This window comes from Chryseobacterium sp. MHB01, assembly GCF_034651565.1.
Classification (GTDB): Bacteria; Bacteroidota; Bacteroidia; order Flavobacteriales; family Weeksellaceae; genus Chryseobacterium; species Chryseobacterium nepalense.
This window is the reverse complement of the sequence record NZ_JAYEDA010000016.1, coordinates 49,856-71,798: the sequence shown is the minus strand read 5'-3', so window position 1 is coordinate 71,798 and position 21,943 is coordinate 49,856. Positions and strand designations below refer to the sequence as shown.

Genomic DNA, 21,943 nt, shown 5'->3' with positions numbered 1-21,943 from the left:
CGAAACTTTATCATAAGGTTTAAAACATTAAAGCCCTAAACTTTTTCTCACTCTTGTAATGGTTTCCGTAGCAATTACTCTCGTTTTAGAGGCTCCTTCCTGAAGCTTTGCTTCCAGTTCTTCAAGATTATTCATATAGTAAGAGAAAAGTTCTCTTTCCTTTTTGAATCTTGTCAGGATGAGATCCAGAAGTTCTTTTTTAGCATGACCGTAACCGAAGTTTCCGGCCAGATATTTCGCTTTCAATTCTTCAGTCTGTTCGGGAGTTGCAATCAGCTGATATATTGCAAACACTTTATCGGTTTCAGGATCTTTCGCTTCTTCCAGTGATTTGGAGTCGGTTTCAATACTCATGACCTGTTTTTTCAGTTCTTTTTCAGGTAAGAAGATATTGATGATGTTCCCTCTGGATTTAGACATTTTATGACCATCAATACCGGGAACATACTTGGTGTTTTCCTGAAGCTCTGACTGAGGAAGCACAAAAACTTCACCCATCTGATTATTAAATCTTGAAGCAACATCTCTTGCAATTTCCAGATGCTGAAGCTGGTCTTTTCCTACAGGAACGATTTCTGCATCATATAATAAAATATCGGCAGCCATCAGGATAGGGTAGGTGAATAAACCTGCATTAACGTCCTGCAGTCTGTCTGCCTTATCTTTGAAGGAATGTGCTAACGTTAGTCTTTGGTACGGAAAAAAACATGATAAATGCCAAGAAAGTTCACAGGTTTCAGGGATGTCACTCTGTCTGTAAAAATAGGTTTTTTCAGTATCCAGCCCACAAGCAAGCCAAGCCGCAGCAATTTCGTAGGTATTTTGTTTTAGCACTTCCGCATCTTTAATCTGGGTTAAAGAATGAAGATTGGCGATGAATAAAAAAGATTCGTTTCCTTCCTGTTTCGATAGTTCAATCGCAGGAATAATAGCACCCAACAGGTTTCCCAGGTGCGGTGTTCCGGTGGCTTGAATGCCGGTAAGAATTCTTGACATTGTTTAAAATTTATATTTAAAATTTAATGAATTGCAAATTTAAATTAATTCTCTAAAATATAGGTTAGTTTAAGCTCTGTTAAACGCAAAGATTTAAGATTGTACTTTTAATATCAGAGAGCAAAGGCACATATATTTGCTGCGGGAAGCTTCATCAAATCAACTTGTTGATTCATTCTTTACCTACTTGAATTTATCATTTAATGTAAACTTTGCGTTAAAAAAATACACGCTGGAAAAATTAAGGAATCAAAACTTTATCACCACCAAACTTAGGTTCAACATCGAAAATTAGATCCCAATACGCTTTTGCTTTAGCAAGATATTCTCTCATATTGGTTTTAAAACCGGCATATTGATTTACATCTAATGCATTGTAACCGAAAGCTTCCATCCCGTTTTGCCTGGCCAGAAACACGGCTCTTTCATTATGGAATTTCTGAGAGATAATGATAATTTTATTCTGACCAAAAATTTCTTTTGCTCTAATTACTGAATCCAATGTTCTGAAGCCTGCAAAATCAAGAAAAATTCTGTCTTGAGGAATTCCGTGCTCCATTAAAGCGAGCTGCATATCTTCAGGTTCGTTATAATCTTTCGTACTGTTGTCGCCGCTTACGATAATGTATTGTATTTTTCCGGTTTTATACAATTCCACAGCGGCATAAATGCGGTTGTAGAAATAAGCATTCGGAAAACCGTTATTTAAGCTTTTGCTTGTACCCAGAAGCAGAGCGGTTTTTGCTGCTGGAAGATCTTTAGTCTCATAAGAAATATAGGGGTCACTGCTTGCCTTAATGCTGTAATTGGCCCAGGCCATAAAAATAATTCCCGCCACGAACAGAAGCAGGAAAAATTTAAGTAAGTTTTTAATCAATTTTTTCATCGGTGTAAAATTCTTTAAAATTCCAAACCGTTCGGGAAGGCTTTTTTTCTGAAAATTAACAATAATGCTGCGCCCACGGTAATCGCAGAATCCGCTACATTAAAGATATATTTAAAAAATTCTATATGTTTTCCTCCGATCAGGGGCCAGCTTTCAGGAACGTTCCAGTCTACCAGTGGGAAATGAAGCATATCCACCACACAGCCTCTCATAAAGGTAGAGTATCCTTCACCGAAAGAGGAGAATTTTGAGATTCCGCCATAGCCGATCCATCGGTCAATACTTGCATCATATACGGTACCGCTGTCGAAAATCAGTCCGTAAAACATGCCGTCTATCAGGTTACCGATTGCTCCGGCAAAGATCATGGCCATCGGAATCAGAAGATAATTGGATTCGCCGCGCTGCAACCATTTTTTAAATAAATAAATCATTCCTCCGATCAGGACAATCCTTACCAAAACAAGGAAATATTTTCCGATAACGCCTCCGAAATGAAGGCCGTACGCCATCCCCGGGTTTTCTACAAAAGTGAGCTTAAACCCCGGCAGAACGGAAACACTGTCATCCAGGTTAAAATGGGTTTTTACATAAATTTTTGAGGCCTGATCAATCAATAAGATAAGAAAGGTTACCAATACGATCTTTTTCATTATAATCCTTTAGGTTTTGTAGGTTTTCCTGTTTTTTCGTTCTTCTTATCAACGATTTTTTTAATCGTCTTCTGATTGTGATGCATGTTCTTGGTATGGAATTTTTCGAACTTAATGTTCATGTCTTTTAGGACGCTTTTCAGCGCACTGAGTTCCATTGCATTTTTCGGATGTACAATAATGGATTCCACTTTTTTAATTTAAATTATTTTTTGGACAGCTCATCAAGCCTTTTTCTTTCTTTGGGTGAAAGATCATTGATGCCGGTTTTGCCCATTTTACTTAAAAGCCGGTCTATTTCTTTTTCCCTTTCGCGTTTATCAGCATTAAATCGGTCATCGATCGTTAAATTTTTTTGCTTTGCAGGAAAAAACCGATTCCTGATCCGGTCTCTGTAAATAAACGCCAGGATTACAACGATGATAATGATTAAAATGAATAAATCACTCATGGATATATACTAAAAATTAGGTTTATAAAGTATTTGTCAAAAATACAATATAAACCCAAATTTATGATATTAACCTTCCGGTTATTTCTGCATATTTTTCGCTTCGATGCTTAGCGTTGCATGAGGAACAGCCAGAAGCCTTTCTTTAGGAATTAATTTTCCGGTTACCCTGCAAACGCCGTAAGTTTTGTTTTCAATTCTTATCAGAGCATTTTTAAGATCACGAACAAATTTTTCCTGTCTTCCGGCTAAAATAGAGTTCTGTTCTTTACTTAAAGTTTCAGCACCTTCTTCAAAGGCTTTAAAGGTTGGTGAGGTATCATCGGTACCGTTATTCTGGTCGTTAATGAAACTTTCTCTGATCAGTTTAAGATCATTTTCTGCTTTTTCTATTTTCTCCTTAATGATTGCTTTAAATTCTTGTAAATCAGCATCACTGTATCTTACTCTTTCGTCTGACATGGTTCTTTCTCTTTTTTAATAAAATTATGAAATGGAATTTGAAAAACAATAACTATATGTTAAATTTTTTCAACATTTATCTTAAAATTAACTTCATCTATTTCGATTTCGTTAAAATTTGAAAGTGAAGATACAATTTCTATTTTATTTGACAAGACTTCGGAAGAAATATATTCTTCATTTTTCCTGATGTCATCAATGAAAGGCGAGTTGTCTTCCAGAGAGATCAAAATTCTGTCCGTCAAATCGAAATCTTTATCTTTTCGCAGGTTCTGAATCCTGTTGATGAATTCTCTTGCGATCCCTTCAGATTTTAATTCTTCTGTCAACGTCAAATCTAATGCCACAGTTGTTTTCCCATCGGAAGTTACCGTCCATCCCGGGATATCTTTTGTGGAAATCTCTACATCCTCCAATGTAATTTCATAACCCTGAATATCTAATTTTCCATCTTTTTCAAGTTGTGAAATCAGTTCTGCATTGAAATTGGCAATCTCACCTCCAACTGCTTTCATGTCTTTCCCTAACTTAGGCCCCAACGCTTTGAAGCTCGGTTTGATCTGTTTTATAATAAGATGAGATGCTTCTTCCGCGTTGATCAACTGAATTTCCTTAACATTTACCTCCTGTTTGATCAGTTCTGAAACCGCTGAAATCTGCTCCTCAGTTTTAGAATCTAAAACAGGAATTAATACTTTTTGCAATGGCTGGCGAACTTTTACATTTTCTTTCTTTCTCAAAGAGAAAACCATACTTGTAATGTTCTGTGCCAAATGGGTTTTTTCAACCAGATCCTGGTCAATAAGACTTTCATCCGCAACCGGGAAGTCTGTTAAGTGAATCGATTCTGCACTTTCTTTTCCGGTTACTCTATTTAAATCCTGATACAATTGATCCATAAAGAACGGAGCGATAGGCGCAGATAATTTGGCAACTGTTTCAAGACAGGTATATAAAGTCTGGTAAGCCGAGATTTTATCTTCAGAATAATCTCCTTTCCAGAAACGTCTTCTGCACAATCTTACGTACCAGTTGGATAAGTTATCATTTACAAACGTACTGATGGCCCTCGCCACTCTTGTAGGTTCATAATCTTCGTAGAAAGCTTTTACTTCTTTAATGAGCAGATTTAATTCCGATAAAATCCATCGGTCGATTTCAGGTCTGTTTTCAACTTCTTTTTCAGAATAATTAAACCCGTCAACATTTGCATATAAAGCAAAGAATGAATAGGTGTTGTATAATGTCCCGAAGAACTTTCTTCTCACTTCATCAATCCCTTCGATATCAAATTTCAGGTTTTCCCACGGATTGGCGTTTGAGATCATGTACCAGCGGGTAGCATCCGGACCGTAAACCGCAAGTGTTTCAAAAGGATCTACGGCGTTGCCTAAGCGTTTTGACATTTTCTGACCGTTTTTATCCAAAACAAGCCCGTTACTCATTACGTTTTTATAGGCTACTGAATCAAAAACTGCCGTTCCGATTGCGTGGAGCGTGTAGAACCAACCACGTGTCTGGTCAACACCTTCCGCAATGAAATCTGCCGGAAAAGCTTTATTGGTATCAATTAATTCTTTATTTTCAAAAGGATAATGCAGCTGCGCGTACGGCATCGCTCCCGAATCGAACCAAACGTCAATCAGATCGCTTTCGCGTTTCATGGCTTGTCCTGAATCTGAAACGAGGATTACCTTATCAACCACATTTTTGTGAAGATCAACAAGTTCGTAATTGGATTCGGACATATTTCCGATGATAAAACCTTTGAACGGATTTTCTTTCATCAATCCTGCTTCAATTGATTTTTCAATTTCATTATACAATTCTTCTACAGATCCGATGATTTTCTCCTCCTTCAGATCAGCTGTTCTCCAGATCGGCAACGGAATTCCCCAGTATCTTGAACGGGAAAGATTCCAGTCGTTTACATTTTCCAGCCAGTTGGCGAAACGTCCTTCTCCCGTTGATTTCGGCTTCCAGTTGATTTCTTTGTTTAAATCTACCAGTCTGTCTTTCACGGCGGTCATTTTCACAAACCATGAATCCAGTGGGTAATATAACAATGGTTCATCTGTTCTCCAGCTGTGCGGATACGAGTGAACATATTTTTCTACTTTAAAAGCCTTGTTTTCTTTTCTTAATTTTAAAGCAATTCTTTCATCTACAGAAAGATAGGTCTTCAAATCTGAAATGATAGACTTGAGGTTTTCCTTCTGAATTTTGAATTCCGCTTCTTTTTCTGCTTCGCTCAGGTATTCTCCTTTTACGTATTCATTCGCAAAACCGTAAATTTCGTCGTTTACCTGCGGTAAAAATCTTCCCTGTAAATCCACCAGCGGAACAGGATTTCCGTTTTTATCCAAAACAAGCATTGGCGGAACTTCAGGCGTTGCTTCTTTAGCTACTTTCGCATCATCAGCACCAAACGTTGGCGCGGTGTGAACGATACCTGTTCCGTCTTCCGTCGTTACAAAGTTTCCTGAAATTACCCTAAAAGCATTTTCCGGATTTTGGTGAGGTTTAGCGTAATCTAAAAGTTGCTCATATTTAATTCCAACTAAATCAGCCCCTTTAAATTCGGCTAAAATCTGATAAGGAATAATTTTACTTTCTGCAGTGTAATTTGCGAAATCTTCTTCTGTACCTTCACTGTATTTTTTTGCAAACTGTTTTCCAACCAAAGCTTTAGCCAAAATTACATTTACCGGTTCAAAAGTATATTGATTGAAAGTTTTAACCAAAACATAATCGATTTTCGGACCTACTGTCAACGCTGTGTTGGAAGGCAGCGTCCACGGAGTTGTTGTCCAGGCTAAGAAATGCACATCGCCAAATCCCTGTAAAAATGAAGGCAATGTTTCCGGTAATGTTTTAAACTGTGCCACCACTGTTGTATCTGAAACATCACGGTAAGCTCCCGGCTGGTTTACTTCGTGCGAAGAAAGTCCGGTTCCCGCTTTCGGAGAATAAGGCTGAATCGTGTAGCCCTTGTACAATAATCCTTTATCGTACAATTGCTTCAACAGCCACCAAACGGTTTCCATGTATTTAGACTTGTACGTGATATACGGATCGTCAAGATCTACCCAGTAACCGATTTTCTCGGTAAGGTTGTTCCAAACGTCTGTGTAACGCATTACCGCTTCACGACACGCTTTGTTGTAATCTTCAATTGAAATCTTGGTGCCAATATCTTCTTTAGTGATTCCTAATTCTTTTTCCACACCAAGCTCTACCGGAAGTCCGTGTGTATCCCATCCCGCTTTACGGAAAACCTGTTTTCCGTTCTGGGTCTGGTAACGACAGAAAATATCCTTTAATGCTCTGGCCATAACATGGTGAATTCCGGGCATGCCGTTTGCAGAAGGCGGACCTTCATAAAAAACAAACTCAGGTTGCCCCTCACGAATCTCAACACTCTTATTGAAAGTTTTATTCTGTTTCCAGAATTCCGCTACATTCTCGGCTACGTCAATAAGGTTGAGGTTTTTGTATTCTTTAAATTGGCTCATTGTAATAGATCAATATCGTTGATTAATTAAGTTGGCAAATTTACTAAAATTTACCGGTTTATAATAGATGTTTTATTTTGATATTTATAGTGAAAAATGTTCTGTTTCAGAAAAGTAAAGCAGAGGAATAAGGAAAGGTGAAAGATCAAGCGTGAATAAGTGAATTTATCCTGTTGCTAAAAGTTGTTTCAAAAAAACTTTCCACAAATAAAAAATCTGCACCACCTGCAAAATCTGCATGGTTTTTATTACCAAACAAAGATTTATTTTAAACCTGTATATTCTTAAGTGGATAAAGAATGCATCAGCCGGCTGATTGATGAAGGGTATCTATTTATTAGCTTCGCGCAGCAAATTTATTTGCCTTTGCTTACTAAGATTAACGGAATAAACAATTAGTCTTTGCGTTTAAAAAAACAAATTAACAAGTCCAATCATCCGTGAAATCCATGAGCAATAAAATCTTCATGAGAAAATTAATATTAATTAAATAAATTTGTCCTTTAAAAATAAATCTATTGGACTTCTATCCATCCATCGAAAGATCAGACATTAGGGAAATCAAAAAATTTCAGGAGCAAAAACTTCAGGAGCTTTTGGTTTATCTTGAAAAAAAATCAACTTTTTATCAAAAAGTATTCAGGGAAAACAATATCAACATTTCTGATATTCGGACTTTGGAAGACCTGCGGAAAATTCCCATCACCACAAAAAACGATATTCAGCAGCATAATGATGATTTTTTCTGTGTAACTCCGGATAAAATTGTGGATTACAGCACAACTTCAGGAACACTGGGTGATCCTGTAACCTTCGGATTGTCAGATAACGACCTTGAGAGATTGGCTTATAACGAAGCGATTTCTTTTGCCTGTGCCGGAATTCAAAAAGGAGATGTTGTCCAGATGATTACAACCATTGATAAAAGATTCATGGCCGGGCTTGCTTATTTTTTAGGACTCAGAAAAATGGGCGCGAGCGTGGTAAGAATGGGGCCGGGAATTCCTGAGCTTCAGTGGGATTCTATTTTCAGATACAGGCCGAAATATTTAATTACTGTTCCTTCATTTTTATTAAAAATGATCGATTATGCCGAAAAGCATGGAATTGATTATAAAAAGTCCAGTGTTTACGGTGCGGTTTGTATCGGAGAAAGTATCAAAAATCAGGATTTTACAGATAATATTTTATCCCGGAAAATTAAAGAAAAATGGGATATTAAATTATTCTCAACCTACGCTTCCACAGAGATGAGCACCGCTTTTACGGAGTGTGAAGAACAAATCGGCGGACATCATCATCCGGAACTAATCATTACCGAGATTCTTGACGACGATGGGAATCCGGTAAAAGAAGGTGAAAGCGGGGAATTAACCATTACAACTTTAGGTGTTGAAGCGATTCCGTTATTAAGATTCAAAACGGGAGATATTGTAAAAGCGCATGATGAACCTTGTAAATGCGGAAGAAATACAATGAGACTCGGTCCGGTGATTGGCAGGAAGCAGCAGATGATCAAATATAAGGGCACTACATTGTATCCGCCTGCGATGAATGATATTCTGAATGATTTCAATGGTATTCTGTGTTACCAGATTGTTATTCAATCGAATGAAATCGGGTTGGATGAAATTATCATTAAAATAAGCACAGACAGTGATGCCGAAAGCTTTGTAAGTGAAGTAAGAGATCATTTCCGGGCGAAATTAAGGGTAAGTCCGAAAATTGAGCTTGTTGAATTTGATATTTTATCTAAAACAGTTTTTAATCCGAACAGCAGAAAGCCAATTACGTTTATCGATTTAAGATAAATAAAACGGCCTGAAATCTCAGGCCGTTTTTTATGCTTGTTGCTTTTCTTTTTTAATGAATTCTGCGAGATTCTTGATCGCCGTATCATGTATTCGGACAAAAGTATTTTTTTTGTCCCATACATAACCTGCAAGAACTGCACAGATTTTTCTTTTCACATCGGGGTTTTCCGGCTGGTGGAAAAACAATTCCTGAAGATTTCCGGTGTACCATTCTTTTACGTACGTGGTAAAAACATCAACACCATAAAGAATATAGTCTGCAAATTCCTTTTGCCAGTCAACTTTTTCGCCGTTGAGTTGTCTTAAAGCTAATTTTGCCGCCTTCATTCCGCCTTCTGTGGCAAAAGCCATTCCTGAAGAGAAAACCGGATCAAGAAATTCCGAAGCATTTCCCGTTAATGCAAAACCATCACCATACAGTTTTTTTACCGAGCAGGAATAGTCTTTTAAATGTTTTGGCTCAAAGAGAAAATCCACATCTCCGAAACGTTTTACATAATAATCTGAAAGAGAAATCGCTTTTCTCAGAGCTTCTGTGGTATCTCCGTTTTTAGAAAGTCGGTCGATGTATTCGGTAGGACCCACAATTCCTACGCTGGTATTTCCGTTGGAAAAAGGAATTACCCAAAGCCAGACTTCCGTTTCGATAATATCAAAAGAAATTAAAGTGCCTTCTGTTCCTGCTTCTCTGTTGATGTCTTTTACATGGGAAAAAATAGCGGAGTGAGGTGAAAGTTTTGAAGGTTTTTCCAAATCCAGAAGTCTTGGAAGGACTCTTCCGTAACCGCTGGAGTCGATGACAAATTTGGCGTGGATTTCTTTTGTTTCTCCGTTTTTATTTTTTACTGTGGTCACAGAATCTGTTCCGTTGAATTCAATCCCGGTCACTTCTGTTTCAAATTCCAGATCAATCCCTTTATTAATAACTTCCTGAGCTAAAACATTGTCGAAATCTGCCCTCGGAACCTGCCATGTCCAGTCCCAGCCTTCTCCGAACTTATTGCTAAAATCAAAAATACATACTTCTTTTCCTCTCAGAAACCGGGCGCCAAGTTTCTTTTCAAAACCCATTTTGTCAAGCGCGGGAAATAATCCGGCCTCTTCAAAATGATCCATTACCCGTGGAATCAGGCTTTCTCCTACTACCAGTCTTGGAAATTTTGTCTTTTCAACAACTTTAACGTTGACGTTGTTCTTCTTTAAATATGAAGAAGATACGCATCCGGAAGGCCCGGCTCCGATTACAAGAACGTCAACAAATTCTTTGCTCATCTTTGATTTTTTATTTTAATAATAACTTCTATCTTTGCCGCAAATTAATGACAATTAATTAATAACTACAAAATTATCATATTATTCTATCAATAAATGAAAATAAACAACTTTTTAGAACTGAGCGACTTTAAGAAAATCATTGTTGAGAATAAAAATATAGAACTGGATAAAGCACTTCTTACCAGAGTGAATGAAAGTTTTCAGTTTTTAAAGGAGTTTTCAAAAAATAAAGTGATATATGGTGTGAATACGGGTTTCGGACCGATGGCACAATTTAAGATCAGTGATGAAGATACACATCAGCTTCAATACAATCTCATCAGAAGCCATTCTTCAGGAATAGGAAATCCGCTTCCGGCGGACGAAGCAAAAGCCTGTATGCTGGCCAGACTGAATACATTATCTCTTGGGAAATCCGGGGTTCATGAATCTGTTGTTATTTTACTTAAAGAATTAATAAACAGAGATGTTACACCGTTGATTTTTGAACACGGAGGAGTAGGTGCAAGCGGCGATCTCGTACAATTGGCACACTTAGCCTTAGTGCTGATTGGTGAAGGGGAAGTCTTCCATAAAGGTGAAAGAAAATCTACAAAAGAAGTTTTTCAATCTGAAGGTTTGAAACCGATTCAGGTAGAAATCCGTGAAGGACTCGCATTAATGAACGGAACTTCCGTGATGTCCGGCATTGGTGCTGTTAATGCGCATAAAGCGAATCAGTTAACTGATATTTCTATTAAATTATCCTGTGCGATTAATGAAATTGTTCAGGCGTATGATGATCACTTATCGGAAGTATTAAACGGAACAAAGCTTCATGCCGGTCAGCAGAAAATTGCAGAAAAAATGCGGGCTCATTTGTCTGACAGCAAATTGATCAGGAAAAGAGCAGATCATTTATACACTCATTTTGAAGAACAGGAAAAAGTTTTCAAAGAAAAAGTTCAGGAATATTACTCTTTACGATGTGTTCCGCAGATTTTAGGACCTGTTTTGGATACTCTGGAATACACTGAAAAAGTATTGGAAAACGAGATTAATTCAGCTAATGATAATCCGATCATCAATGTTGAAGACCAGCATGTTTACCACGGCGGAAATTTTCACGGAGATTATGTTTCCCTGGAAATGGATAAGCTGAAAATTGTAGTGGCCAAACTAACAATGCTCGCAGAAAGGCAATTAAATTACCTTTTAAATTCTAAAATCAATGAAATCTTGCCTCCGTTTGTTAATTTGGGCAAATTAGGATTTAATTTCGGGATGCAGGGAGTTCAGTTTACGGCAACTTCAACCACGGCGGAAAGCCAGATGCTGTCTAACCCGATGTATATTCACAGTATACCGAATAATAATGATAATCAGGATATTGTGAGCATGGGAACCAACGCTGCGGTTATCTGCAGAAAAGTGATTGAAAATGCATTTGAAGTATTGACTATTGAGGCAATTACAATTGTTCAGGCCATTGAATATCTTGGTTTTCAGGATAAAATTTCATCTGCCACTAAAGAACTGTATGATGATATAAGAAAAATTATTCCTGCATTCTCCGATGATATGGTGATGTATCCATATTTGGAACAGGTAAAAAAATATTTAAAAACTATGTAATTTTTATCCAAAATAAATTGTCATAGAAGTATACTTAAAGAAATTAAACTAATATAAGCAAACACATGAAATGTGCAATCATCACAGGGGGCTCAAGGGGAATCGGAAGGGCCATCTGTATAAAACTGGCAGAAGAAAAGAATTATCATATTTTGATTAACTATACTTCAAACGAAACGGCAGCAAGGGAAACCTTGGCTAAAGTTGAAGAATTGGGGGCAACAGGGGAAATTCTGAAATTCGATGTAGGAAATGCTGAGGAAACAAAGGTGGTTTTAACAGAATGGCAGGATGCGAACTCCAGTGCTGTGGTGGAAGTGATTGTAAATAACGCCGGAATTACAAGGGACGGATTATTCATGTGGATGCCGAGTGAAGACTGGAACTCAGTGATTAACACCAGTTTAAACGGGTTCTTTAATGTTACGAATTTCTTTATTCAAAAATTATTACGTAATAAATACGGAAGAATCATCAATATGGTTTCTGTTTCCGGAGTGAAAGGAACAGCGGGACAAACCAATTATTCTGCTGCAAAAGGAGCTTTGGTAGGAGCTACAAAAGCTCTGGCTCAGGAAGTGGCAAAAAGGAATATTACGGTAAATGCGGTTGCGCCGGGATTCATTAAAACAGATATGACCCAGGAGTTTAACGAAGATGAATTAAAAGGCATGATTCCTGCAAATAGATTCGGGGAAGCAGAAGAAGTCGCAGATTTGGTAGCATTTTTGGCGTCTAAAAAAGCATCATACATTACAGGTGAAGTTATAAACATCAACGGAGGAATCTACTCATAATAATTTAGCAATGTAATAATTTAACAATGTACCAATAATGAGATTCTTCACTTCGTTCAGAATGACAGAAAGTATTATGGTTGCGAATTTGAAATTGTTACACTGTTAAATTGATAAACTGTTACATTTTTTAACAGGGAAAATAGGGTTGTCATTACCGGAATGGGGATTTATTCCTGCATCGGAACTTCTTTGGAAGAGGTGAAAGAATCTTTATTTCAGGGAAAATCCGGAATTTTTTTAGTAGATGAAAGAAAGGAGTTTGGTTTCAGATCCGGATTAACCGGCGTTGTTCCGAAACCGGATCTTAAAAATCTTCTCAGCCGCAGGCAACGTGTAAGCATGGGCGAGGAAAGCGAATATGCGTATGCAGCAACTTTAGATGCCTTAAAACAGGCTGGTGTAGACCAGGATTTTTTAGACAATAATGAAGTCGGGATTTTATACGGAAACGACAGTGTTTCTCAGGCAGTGGTAGAATCTATCGACATTGCAAGAGAGAAAAAAGATACAACTTTAATGGGTTCTGGAGCTATTTTCAAGTCGATGAACTCCACCGTTACCATGAATCTTTCCACGATTTTTAAATTAAGAGGGATTAACCTTACGATCAGTGCTGCATGTGCAAGCGGTTCCCATTCTCTCGGACTGGCTTATATGATGATTAAAAACGGCTTCCAGGATATGATTGTTTGCGGAGGAGCGCAGGAAACCAACAAATATTCCATGGCGAGTTTTGATGGATTGGGTGTTTTTTCAGTGAGAGAAGATGAGCCTACAAAAGCATCAAGGCCTTTTGATTCTGCAAGAGATGGCTTGATTCCCAGTGGCGGAGCTGCTACTTTAATTGTTGAAAGCCTGGAGTCTGCGCAAAAAAGAGGAGCGAATATCATTGCGGAAATTGTGGGTTATGGATTCTCTTCAAACGGAGGACATATTTCAACACCGAATGTTGACGGGCCTGCTTTAGCAATGAATAGGGCTTTGCAACAGTCTGGTTTACAGGTGGAAGATATTGATTATATTAATGCTCACGCAACATCCACACCAATTGGTGATGCTAATGAAGCCAAAGCAATTTATGAAATTTTCGGGGGTGAAGTTCCGGTAAGTTCAACAAAATCCATGACCGGTCATGAATGCTGGATGGCGGGTGCAAGCGAAGTTATTTATTCCATTCTTATGATGCAGAACGATTTCATTGCCCCGAATATCAATCTGGAAAATCCTGATGATGAAGCAAAAAGGATAAATTTGATTGCCGAAACAAAAAGTCAAAAAATTGACGTATTTTTGTCGAATTCTTTCGGATTTGGGGGAACCAATTCCGCATTAATTGTTAAAAAATTTAATTAAAAACATGGAAAGGGAAAAAATTGTTGCGACCGCCAACGACTTTTTAGTCAATGAATTTGAAGTAGACGGCGATGAAATCAGCAATGATGCAAACTTTAAAAAGACATTAGGCCTAGACAGCCTGGATTATATTGATCTGGTGGTCGTATTAGAATCTAATTTCGGAGTGAAATTGGGCGAAGCTGATTTTAAAAACATCGTGACTTTTGACGATTTCTATTCTACTATCGAAAACAAAATCGCAGAAAAAAATAAATAATTTATAATGTAGCAATATATCAATATAACAGTTGACCAATATTTGATTAAATAATTGTTACACTGTTACATTTTTACATTGGTACATGGTTCAATGACGACTATGAACAAGTGGAAAGGTAAATCTAAGGGGACGATTCTGGGATACAGAATTTTTGTCTGGTGTATTAGAAATATCGGGATCAGAAGTTCATATATTGTGCTTTATTTTGTTGCCTTCTACTATTTTTTATTCGAAAAAAACGGCAACAGATATTACAGATATTATTTCGGAAAAAGACTGAATTACGGATACTGGAAAACAAAAATTTCATTATTTAAAAACTATTTTACTTTCGGAAAGGTTCTTATCGACAAAACGGCTATTTCAGCCGGATTACGGGGAAAATATACTTATGAATTCGACGGAATTGAAAATCTGAGAAATCTTTTAGCCGAAAAGAAAGGCGGTGTTCTCATCAGTGCCCATATCGGCAATTTTGAAATCGCAGAACATTTCTTTGCAGATATTGATTTTGATTGTCAGATCAATCTGGTGACTACAGATCAGGAGGTTACGGTTATTAAAGAATATCTTGAAAGCGTATCGGTTAAAAAAAGTACCGTTAAATTCATTTATGTAAAAGAAGATATGTCTCATATCTTCGAGATTAATGAAGCGCTATCCAAAAACGAACTTATTTGCTTTACCGGCGACCGCTATTTCGAAGGGTCAAAATTTTTAGAAGGCGAATTGCTTGGGAAAACAGCAAAATTTCCTGCAGGTCCTTTTCTTATTGCCTCAAGGCTTGGCGTTCCCGTGGTGTATGTTTATGTAATGAAAGAAAAAAATCTTCATTATCATTTGTACGCCAGAGTTGCTGAGAATGTAAAAAAGCGCGATGCACAGGGACTTCTCAATTCTTATACCCAAAACCTGGAATCCATGATCAGGAAATATCCGCTTCAATGGTTCAATTATTTTGATTTTTGGGACGATATTGATTAATTTTCCTACTTTTACTCCAGAAAAAACTAATATTTAACTCAAACATTAAATGATTGAGAATTTAAAATAAAGTTCTAAGTTCATTTTTGTCTTGCTGAGTGTTTAACGCCTTTGCGAATTTAAAAACAGCAAGTGATCAAGAAAAATCTTTGCAGGCTTTGTGTTTAAAATTCAAATCATAAAGACACTTTCCTCCTTGAAAAAAACATACGACATACTCGTAATCGGCAGCGGATTGGGCGGCCTTGTTTCGGCACTTATTCTGGCGAAAGAAGGCCTGAAGGTTTGTATACTGGAAAAGAATAATCAGTACGGAGGTAATTTACAGACTTTTTCCCGTGATAAACTCATTTTCGATACAGGAGTTCACTATTTAGGAGGTCTCTCGGAAGGGCAGAACCTGCATCAGTTTTTTTTCTATCTGGGAATAATGGATGCTCTTGAGCTTAGGAAAATGGATGAAAACGGATATGATAAAATAACTTTCGGAGACGATCAGACAGAATATCCCCATGCACAGGGCAGCGAAAATTTTGTTAAACAGTTATCAAAATATTTTCCTGAAGAAAAAGAAAACATAGAAAACTATTGCGAGGAAGTCCGGCGGATATGCAGTCAGTTTCCAAGATACAATCTTGTTGGGGAAAATCGGTATAACGAAGAAATTCTCCACTTAAATACCAAAAGATTTATTGAATCTTTAACCTCTGATAAAAAGCTGCAGTCCGTTTTATTAGGTTCGAACTTTTTATATGCAGGTGATTCTGAGCATATTCCGTTTTATGTTCATGCACTTACGGTTAATTCCTATATTCAGAGCGCTTACAAATGTGTAAATGGAGGCAGCCAGATTTCAAAGTTGCTCATTCGCAAGCTTCGTGAGCATGGTGCTGAAGTTCATAAACATACTGAGGTTTCAGCGTTTATTTTTAATGAAAATAATGAAATAGCCGGTGTAAAAACGGAACAGGGAAGAGAATACTTTGCCAAAAAATTTATTTCGAATATAGAAATACGCTCTTTAATTCATATAATTGGAGAAGAAAGGCTAAAAAAATCTTTTTTAAACAGGATCATGAGCTGGAAACCTGTGTCTTCATGCTTCAGTGTGTACCTTGTACTTAAACCCCACACAATTCCTGATTTTAATTATAATATATACCATTATTCTAATGAAGAAATGGTCTGGAATGCATACCGTTATCAGAAAGAATCCTGGCCGGAAACTTACATGCTTTCTTCAACGGAATCAAAACATAATCCTGGTTTTGCAGAAAGTCTTACGGCAATTTCCTACATGGATTTTGAAGAAGTAGAAGAGTGGAAGAATACATTCAATACCGTTGCAGATGAGCATGAAAGAGGAGCGGGCTATGAAAGATTCAAGCTTGATAAAGCAGAAAAAATGATTGATGCCTTAGAAAAGAAAATCCCTGATCTAAGAAAATATATAAAAAAAATCTACACCTCTTCACCATTATCTTACCGCGATTATATCGGCAGCTTCAACGGAAATATGTACGGTTATCGCAAAAACTCGGAAAATCCTCTAAAAACAATGGTTTCGCCAAGAACAAAAATCGACAATCTTTTTCTCACAGGGCAATCTGTGAATATGCACGGAATCTTAGGTTGTACTATAGGGGCATTCAATACCTGTGCGGAAATTGTTGGTAAAGAATTGATTGATAAAAGATTAAAACAATTTATTAACGAAGGTAAAAGTGGAGAAGAAATACAACATTAATTTACGATTAGTCATTCCAAATGGAGAAAGACGAATTAAAACATCCAAATTAAAAACAAATTTTTCTTCAAGATGCATCGTTTTATCATTTCTCAGTCTTAGTCTTATTTTTATCCTAACATCTTGCGGTATACGAAAATCCATCAATCATATTCCTGATATTCAACAGTATTCTATTGAAATTCCGGAAGTTAAAAGAATCAATGATTCCACTTTCAGCTTTAAAAAAAATTATTTAACGAAGAACAAGCAGCAGATCTGGGAGCTTTATATTACAGGAAACCCTTTGCAGCTGGGGTATAATAATGGAGCGCTTACACAGAGCCTCATGCAAAATCAGGAAAAGATTTTCTTTTCAAAAGTAGAAGGTTTTGTTCCGTCGAAATTTAAACAAAGTCTCTTGCGTGGGTTTTTGAAATGGTATAACCGGAAAATGTATCTGAATGTTCGGGAGGATTTTCAGGCAGAGCTCTATGGTTTATCCCGGTATTCTTCCGATGAATATGATTTTATCGCCCCTAAATACCAGCGAAATCTTTATCTGCACGGGGCTCACGATATCGGTCATGCCATGCAGGATCTTATGATGGTTGGATGTACTTCTCTCGCCGTCTGGAATGAAAATACCGAAGACGGAGATTTGCTGATCGGAAGAAATTTCGATTTTTATGTGGGTGATGATTTTGCGGAAAATAAAGTTATTGAAATTGTAGAGCCGGAAAATGGGATTCCTTACTTATCTGTAAGTTGGCCGGGTATGATAGGGGTAGTTTCCGGGATGAATAAAGAAGGAATTACGGTAACCATCAATGCCGGAAAATCTAAAATTCCGTTAACAGCAAAAACGCCGATTTCTCTGGTAACGAGAGAAATTCTTCAGTATGCTAAAAATATTGATGAAGCCATAGCCATTGCAAGGAAGAGAAAAGTTTTTGTCTCGGAATCTATTCTGGTTGGAAGTGCTTATGATAAAAATGCTGTAATCATCGAAGTTTCTCCGGATAATTTCGGGGTATATAAAGTAGAGAATACAAGTCGGGTTTTTTGCACCAATCATTTTCAGTCGGATGCTTATAAAAATGATAAAAGGAATCAGAAGCATATTGCAGAAAGTCATTCCGAATACCGCTACGAAAAGCTGCAGGAACTTTTAGAAAAAAATAAAAAACTTACCCCTGAAAAAATGGCTGCAATCTTACGTGACAAGTCCGGACTGAAAGGAAAAAAAATAGGTTACGGAAACGAAAAGGCAATTAATCAGCTTCTGGCGCATCATGCTGTGATTTTTTCGCCCCAGAAAAAGTTGGTTTGGGTTTCGGCAAATCCTTATCAGCTGGGAGAATTTGTATGTTATGATCTTAATGAATTATTTTCGGATCAAAAATTGAAAAATGGTGATTTCGCAAGGTCTGAATTGAATATTGCAAAAGATCCTTTTATAGATTCCCGGGAATTTGAAGATTATAAACAATACAAAATGATGAACGAGGAAGTTCAGAAAGCAATTGAAGGAGATGTATTGTTAACGGAAGATTTCCTGCCATATTACCAATCACTAAATCCGGATTTCTGGGTGGTTTATTATCAGTCTGGAAAATATTATTACAAGCAAAAAGAATACAGCAAAGCAAAAACAGAATTTGAAAAAGCACTGACCAAAGAAATCACAACTCTTGAGGACAGAAAGCATATTGAACATTATTTTAAGAAAGCACTCAAAAGATGTAAATAAACATTTTCTTTGTTTAAAAAATATTGTTTTTATGATGAATATTTTAAATAATAAATTTTTGAATCTGATTCTTGATATGATTTGTTTTTATTAAATTTTAACAAAAGAAATAGCTGTAAGTATAGTATAAATTATCTGTTTTTAAGAATATTATTGTTTTTATTGTTAATAATTTTATTTCGTATGATTTAAATGATTAAATTCGTTTTCGTTAAATCGTTAATGAATGAGAAAAATCTACTTACTGTATTTATTTTGCTTTTTAGGCCTTTTTTCCTGTAAAAACGACGAAAAAATTGAAAGTGTAGAAACGGAAAGTTCTTTTGTTAATTTTAATATTGACGCAGTTCCGTACGCAAAACTCTCAACTTATATGTTTTTTACGGGGGAACTGAAAAATCTGCAGCCTAACACCAAAGTTATTCCTTATGAACCCGCCAGTTCGCTTTTTACAGATTATGCTTTGAAAAAGAGATTCATCTGGATGCCGGGTAATGTAAAGGCAAACTATGATGCGGATGATAAAATACTGAATTTTCCTGTGGGCACCGTACTGATCAAAAATTTCTACTACAATACCGTACAGCCCGGAAATACAACAAAAATTCTTGAAACACGCTTAATGATTAAAAAATCCACAGGCTGGATTTTTGCAGAATATCTCTGGAATGATGCTCAGACTGAAGCCGAGCTGGTTACCGGGGCCAACTTTGCAAGCGGAAGTTCTAAAAACATTACTTTTAAAAAAGATAATGGTGATATCATCACTACGGATTACAGAATCCCTTCGGAAACGGAATGCCTGGCGTGCCACAAATTAGACAATAAACCAATTCCGATTGGGATGAAGCCACAGAATTTAAATGGGACTTACAATTATCCTAATGGTATTAAAAACCAGCTTCAAAAGTTTGTTGATGAAGGCTATCTCCAAAGTTTTCCATCCAATATTGTCTCGACGGTGAATTATAAAGATACAAGCAAACCTCTGGATATCCGGCTGCGTTCTTATCTTGATATCAACTGTGCCCATTGTCACCAGGAAAATGCAAGATGTGATTACAGAGCAATACGTTTAAGCTTCACCCAGACGGCCAACTTAACAAAGATGGGGGTTTGTGTGATGGCTGATGAACCCCTCGGCTCATCGCTGGAAAAAATTATTACGCCAGGAAATCCTGCCAAATCGGTAATGCATTTCAGATTGAATTCTGTCAATGAAAATAACAGGATGCCGCTGCTAGGAAGAACTATCGTTCATGATGAAGGTGTACAACTCCTGAATCAATGGATCTCTTCTTTAAATCAAACTTGTCCTTAATAATAAAAACTTCTATCCATGAAAAAAATATTCCCCTTACTTATTTTATTATTGAACAGTACATGGGCGTCTGCACAGCTCACCTGCGCAACAGCAGTTTCCCTAAATCTAGGAACAGTTACCGTGCCGGATGTCACGGGAGATCCTCCTTTAACGGCTTGTACCTTAGGTGCAGCCGGAACAAAAGGCTTGTGGTATAAATATACGGCTACAGCAAATAAAACGATTAAAATTACCACTTCGTCTGCTGGGCAAAACGCTGATACCCGTTTAATGGTGTTTTCAGGAAATTGTACCGCACTTAATTGTATTACGGCCAATGATGATTACATTGGACAGTTTTCCCAGGTTACCTTTAATGCAGTTGCCGGAACCACATATTATATCGTCTTTGATAATAAATATTCTTCCTTGGGCTTTAATGTTACATTATCCGAGGTAATAGTTCAGCCGGATCGCCTGGTGTTTAATCCTCAGACTGTTTCTGTTGCAGGAAGTTTTAATAACTGTATTGTAGATATGAACGGAGATTATCTTGATGATATTGTTTCTGTAGTAAGTGCTACACAGATTGTCATTTCCTATCAGCAGCCGGGCGGAACATTCAATAATGTAACGTATACCGTTCCCACCACAGTTATAACACCTTCATGGAGTATAGCCGCCGGAGATTATGATAATAATGGATTTAACGATCTGATTTATGGTTCGGGAAGCGGAATTGCTTTTTTAAAGGCAAATGCCACCGGAACGGCTTATACGTCAGACAGAAAACAGCAATCATTCTTAGTTCAGAGAACAAATTTTATCGATATTAACAACGATGGGAAATTGGATGCTTTTGTATGTGACGATAATGCTCCGAACAGATACTATATTAATGACGGCACGGATATGAATCATAGCCAGGGCGGACTGGGAGATTTCCCTTCCGGAGGAAACTACGGTTCTATCTGGATTGATTATGATAATGACGGAGATATGGATCTCTTTATTGCAAAATGCAGCGGAGGAGGTTCCGGGCCCGGAGGAAACATCGATGAACTTCACCGAAATAACGGCAATGCTACTTTCACCAATGTGGCGGCAACAGCCAACATGGCAAACCCCGTTCAGACATGGTCTTCCGCGTGGGGAGATTTTAATAATGACGGATGGATGGATGCAGTGGTAGGAATTAATTCCACGGCAAATGGACTGAGTAAGGTAATGAAAAACAACGGAGACGGAACATTTACTGATAAGTCTGCAGGATCGGGATATGATACCAACAGTGCACTGAGCAGAGAATATGTAGCTCATGATTTTGATAACGACGGATTCCTGGATGTATTGGGAGCTGGAAATAACATCATGTTCGGAAATGGTGATTTTACATTTACCCCAAATCCAAACCCTTATAATCTCAGCAGCTTTGACCGTCCTATCGGAGATTTAAATAACGACGGATTTCTGGATATTCAGAACGGAAACACGATCATGATGAATGCCGGAAATACCAATAAATGGCTTAAAGTAACCCTGAAAGGAACTCAGAGCAATAGAAACGGAATTGGCGCAAGAGTAGAAATTTACGGGTCCTGGGGTAAACAGATCAGAGATGTGCAAAGTGGCACAGGTTTCGGGAACATGAGCACACTGAATGTTCATTTCGGGATCGGGCAGGCTACTGCCATTACAAAAGTGATTGTGCGCTGGCCTTCGGGATTGGTAGATACAATTAATAATGTTACCCCGAATACAACATTAAATGTAATTGAAGGTTCATTCTTAGGTACAAAAGAGATTCAGACCGCAGAAGAAATTTTCACGGTATATCCTAATCCTGCACACGATAATATTCAGTTTAAAACCAAGTCCGGTTTTGTTCCTGAACATGCTAAAATATATGAGATGAGCGGGAGAATGGTTCTGCAGACTAAAGTAGAAAGGGATCAGATTTCCGTAAAAGATTTAAAACCGGGAACATACCTGCTTCAGGTAACCGATAAATCGGGTAAGAATTATTCACAAAAAGTAACAATAAAATAACACGAAATACAACTGCAAGGTCAAAAGGCTTTGCAGTTTTGTTTTAA

18 protein-coding genes are annotated in these 21,943 nt (G+C 37.3%); 10 read left to right on the top strand and 8 right to left on the bottom strand.

The annotated features are described in order from the left end of the window. Positions 1-27: 27 nt before the first annotated feature. From trpS to ileS, 7 genes are all read right to left on the bottom strand, one after another. Positions 28-996, bottom strand: a complete 969-nt coding sequence (gene trpS, locus U9K52_RS19105) for a tryptophan--tRNA ligase (RefSeq protein ID WP_322927777.1) — start codon at positions 994-996, stop codon at positions 28-30. Between the two features lie 241 nt (positions 997-1,237). Then, positions 1,238-1,882: a SanA/YdcF family protein gene (locus U9K52_RS19100; RefSeq protein WP_312174329.1), complete on the bottom strand. Its 645-nt coding sequence runs from the start codon at positions 1,880-1,882 to the stop codon at positions 1,238-1,240. Between the two features lie 14 nt (positions 1,883-1,896). Beyond that, positions 1,897-2,535 (bottom strand): lipoprotein signal peptidase, encoded by a 639-nt coding sequence (locus U9K52_RS19095; RefSeq protein ID WP_248388822.1) that lies wholly within the window; start codon positions 2,533-2,535, stop codon positions 1,897-1,899. Further along, the gene (locus U9K52_RS19090; protein ID WP_072884312.1) at positions 2,535-2,726 is read right to left on the bottom strand and encodes a DUF2683 family protein; all 192 of its coding nucleotides are present in this window, start codon (positions 2,724-2,726) and stop codon (positions 2,535-2,537) included. The genes U9K52_RS19095 and U9K52_RS19090 overlap by 1 nt, the downstream gene beginning before the upstream one ends. Positions 2,727-2,740: 14 nt before the next feature. Next, complete coding sequence (locus U9K52_RS19085; RefSeq protein WP_322927776.1) at positions 2,741-2,986, bottom strand: DUF6576 domain-containing protein; 246 nt, start codon at positions 2,984-2,986, stop codon at positions 2,741-2,743. 81 nt (positions 2,987-3,067) lie between these two features. Continuing rightward, positions 3,068-3,448: a TraR/DksA family transcriptional regulator gene (locus U9K52_RS19080; RefSeq protein ID WP_027378898.1), complete on the bottom strand. Its 381-nt coding sequence runs from the start codon at positions 3,446-3,448 to the stop codon at positions 3,068-3,070. Between the two features lie 59 nt (positions 3,449-3,507). After that, positions 3,508-6,963 (bottom strand): isoleucine--tRNA ligase, encoded by a 3,456-nt coding sequence (gene ileS, locus U9K52_RS19075; protein ID WP_322927775.1) that lies wholly within the window; start codon positions 6,961-6,963, stop codon positions 3,508-3,510. Positions 6,964-7,481: 518 nt separating this feature from the next. Between ileS and U9K52_RS19070 the strand changes: the two genes are divergently transcribed. Then, positions 7,482-8,774 carry a phenylacetate--CoA ligase family protein gene (locus U9K52_RS19070; RefSeq protein ID WP_322927774.1) on the top strand — a complete coding sequence of 431 codons (1,293 nt, stop codon included), beginning with the start codon at positions 7,482-7,484 and terminating at the stop codon, positions 8,772-8,774. A gap of 30 nt (positions 8,775-8,804) precedes the next feature. Here the strand turns inward: U9K52_RS19070 and U9K52_RS19065 are convergent, their stop codons facing one another. Beyond that, on the bottom strand, positions 8,805-10,049 hold the full coding sequence (locus tag U9K52_RS19065) for an NAD(P)/FAD-dependent oxidoreductase (RefSeq protein ID WP_322927773.1): 1,245 nt from the start codon (positions 10,047-10,049) through the stop codon (positions 8,805-8,807). Between the two features lie 96 nt (positions 10,050-10,145). On the opposite strand from U9K52_RS19065, the gene U9K52_RS19060 reads away from it, so the two are divergent. From U9K52_RS19060 to U9K52_RS19020, 9 genes are all read left to right on the top strand, one after another. Then, positions 10,146-11,666, top strand: a complete 1,521-nt coding sequence (locus tag U9K52_RS19060) for an HAL/PAL/TAL family ammonia-lyase (protein WP_263602101.1) — start codon at positions 10,146-10,148, stop codon at positions 11,664-11,666. Positions 11,667-11,731: 65 nt separating this feature from the next. Further along, complete coding sequence (gene fabG, locus U9K52_RS19055; RefSeq protein WP_248388810.1) at positions 11,732-12,463, top strand: 3-oxoacyl-ACP reductase FabG; 732 nt, start codon at positions 11,732-11,734, stop codon at positions 12,461-12,463. Positions 12,464-12,616: 153 nt separating this feature from the next. Continuing rightward, positions 12,617-13,819 (top strand): beta-ketoacyl-[acyl-carrier-protein] synthase family protein, encoded by a 1,203-nt coding sequence (locus U9K52_RS19050; RefSeq protein WP_322927778.1) that lies wholly within the window; start codon positions 12,617-12,619, stop codon positions 13,817-13,819. Between the two features lie 4 nt (positions 13,820-13,823). Further along, positions 13,824-14,078 carry an acyl carrier protein gene (locus U9K52_RS19045; RefSeq protein ID WP_322927772.1) on the top strand — a complete coding sequence of 85 codons (255 nt, stop codon included), beginning with the start codon at positions 13,824-13,826 and terminating at the stop codon, positions 14,076-14,078. Between the two features lie 102 nt (positions 14,079-14,180). Then, complete coding sequence (locus U9K52_RS19040) at positions 14,181-15,065, top strand: hypothetical protein (protein WP_322927771.1); 885 nt, start codon at positions 14,181-14,183, stop codon at positions 15,063-15,065. Between the two features lie 196 nt (positions 15,066-15,261). Next, on the top strand, positions 15,262-16,812 hold the full coding sequence (locus U9K52_RS19035; protein WP_322927770.1) for an NAD(P)/FAD-dependent oxidoreductase: 1,551 nt from the start codon (positions 15,262-15,264) through the stop codon (positions 16,810-16,812). A gap of 76 nt (positions 16,813-16,888) precedes the next feature. Continuing rightward, entirely contained in the window at positions 16,889-18,544 is a 1,656-nt protein-coding gene (locus U9K52_RS19030; protein WP_323673819.1) for a C45 family peptidase, read from the top strand. A 226-nt stretch (positions 18,545-18,770) separates the two neighbouring features. Further along, entirely contained in the window at positions 18,771-19,865 is a 1,095-nt protein-coding gene (locus tag U9K52_RS19025) for a hypothetical protein (RefSeq protein ID WP_263602105.1), read from the top strand. Positions 19,866-19,883: 18 nt separating this feature from the next. Continuing rightward, positions 19,884-21,896, top strand: a complete 2,013-nt coding sequence (locus tag U9K52_RS19020) for an FG-GAP-like repeat-containing protein (RefSeq protein WP_263602106.1) — start codon at positions 19,884-19,886, stop codon at positions 21,894-21,896. Positions 21,897-21,943: the final 47 nt, after the last annotated feature.

Excerpts from the sequence above, each read along its gene's own strand:
- U9K52_RS19040 (WP_322927771.1), top strand. The coding sequence starts at position 14,181 with ATGAACAAGTGGAAAGGTAAATCTAAGGGGACGATTCTGGGATACAGA.
- U9K52_RS19080 (WP_027378898.1), bottom strand. The coding sequence starts at position 3,448 with ATGTCAGACGAAAGAGTAAGATACAGTGATGCTGATTTACAAGAATTT.
- U9K52_RS19045 (WP_322927772.1), top strand. The coding sequence starts at position 13,824 with ATGGAAAGGGAAAAAATTGTTGCGACCGCCAACGACTTTTTAGTCAAT.
- U9K52_RS19025 (WP_263602105.1), top strand. The coding sequence starts at position 18,771 with ATGAGAAAAATCTACTTACTGTATTTATTTTGCTTTTTAGGCCTTTTT.
- U9K52_RS19065 (WP_322927773.1), bottom strand. The coding sequence starts at position 10,049 with ATGAGCAAAGAATTTGTTGACGTTCTTGTAATCGGAGCCGGGCCTTCC.
- ileS (WP_322927775.1), bottom strand. The coding sequence starts at position 6,963 with ATGAGCCAATTTAAAGAATACAAAAACCTCAACCTTATTGACGTAGCC.
- U9K52_RS19100 (WP_312174329.1), bottom strand. The coding sequence starts at position 1,882 with ATGAAAAAATTGATTAAAAACTTACTTAAATTTTTCCTGCTTCTGTTC.
- trpS (WP_322927777.1), bottom strand. The coding sequence starts at position 996 with ATGTCAAGAATTCTTACCGGCATTCAAGCCACCGGAACACCGCACCTG.
- U9K52_RS19095 (WP_248388822.1), bottom strand. The coding sequence starts at position 2,535 with ATGAAAAAGATCGTATTGGTAACCTTTCTTATCTTATTGATTGATCAG.
- U9K52_RS19020 (WP_263602106.1), top strand. The coding sequence starts at position 19,884 with ATGAAAAAAATATTCCCCTTACTTATTTTATTATTGAACAGTACATGG.
- U9K52_RS19060 (WP_263602101.1), top strand. The coding sequence starts at position 10,146 with ATGAAAATAAACAACTTTTTAGAACTGAGCGACTTTAAGAAAATCATT.
- U9K52_RS19085 (WP_322927776.1), bottom strand. The coding sequence starts at position 2,986 with ATGAGTGATTTATTCATTTTAATCATTATCATCGTTGTAATCCTGGCG.
- fabG (WP_248388810.1), top strand. The coding sequence starts at position 11,732 with ATGAAATGTGCAATCATCACAGGGGGCTCAAGGGGAATCGGAAGGGCC.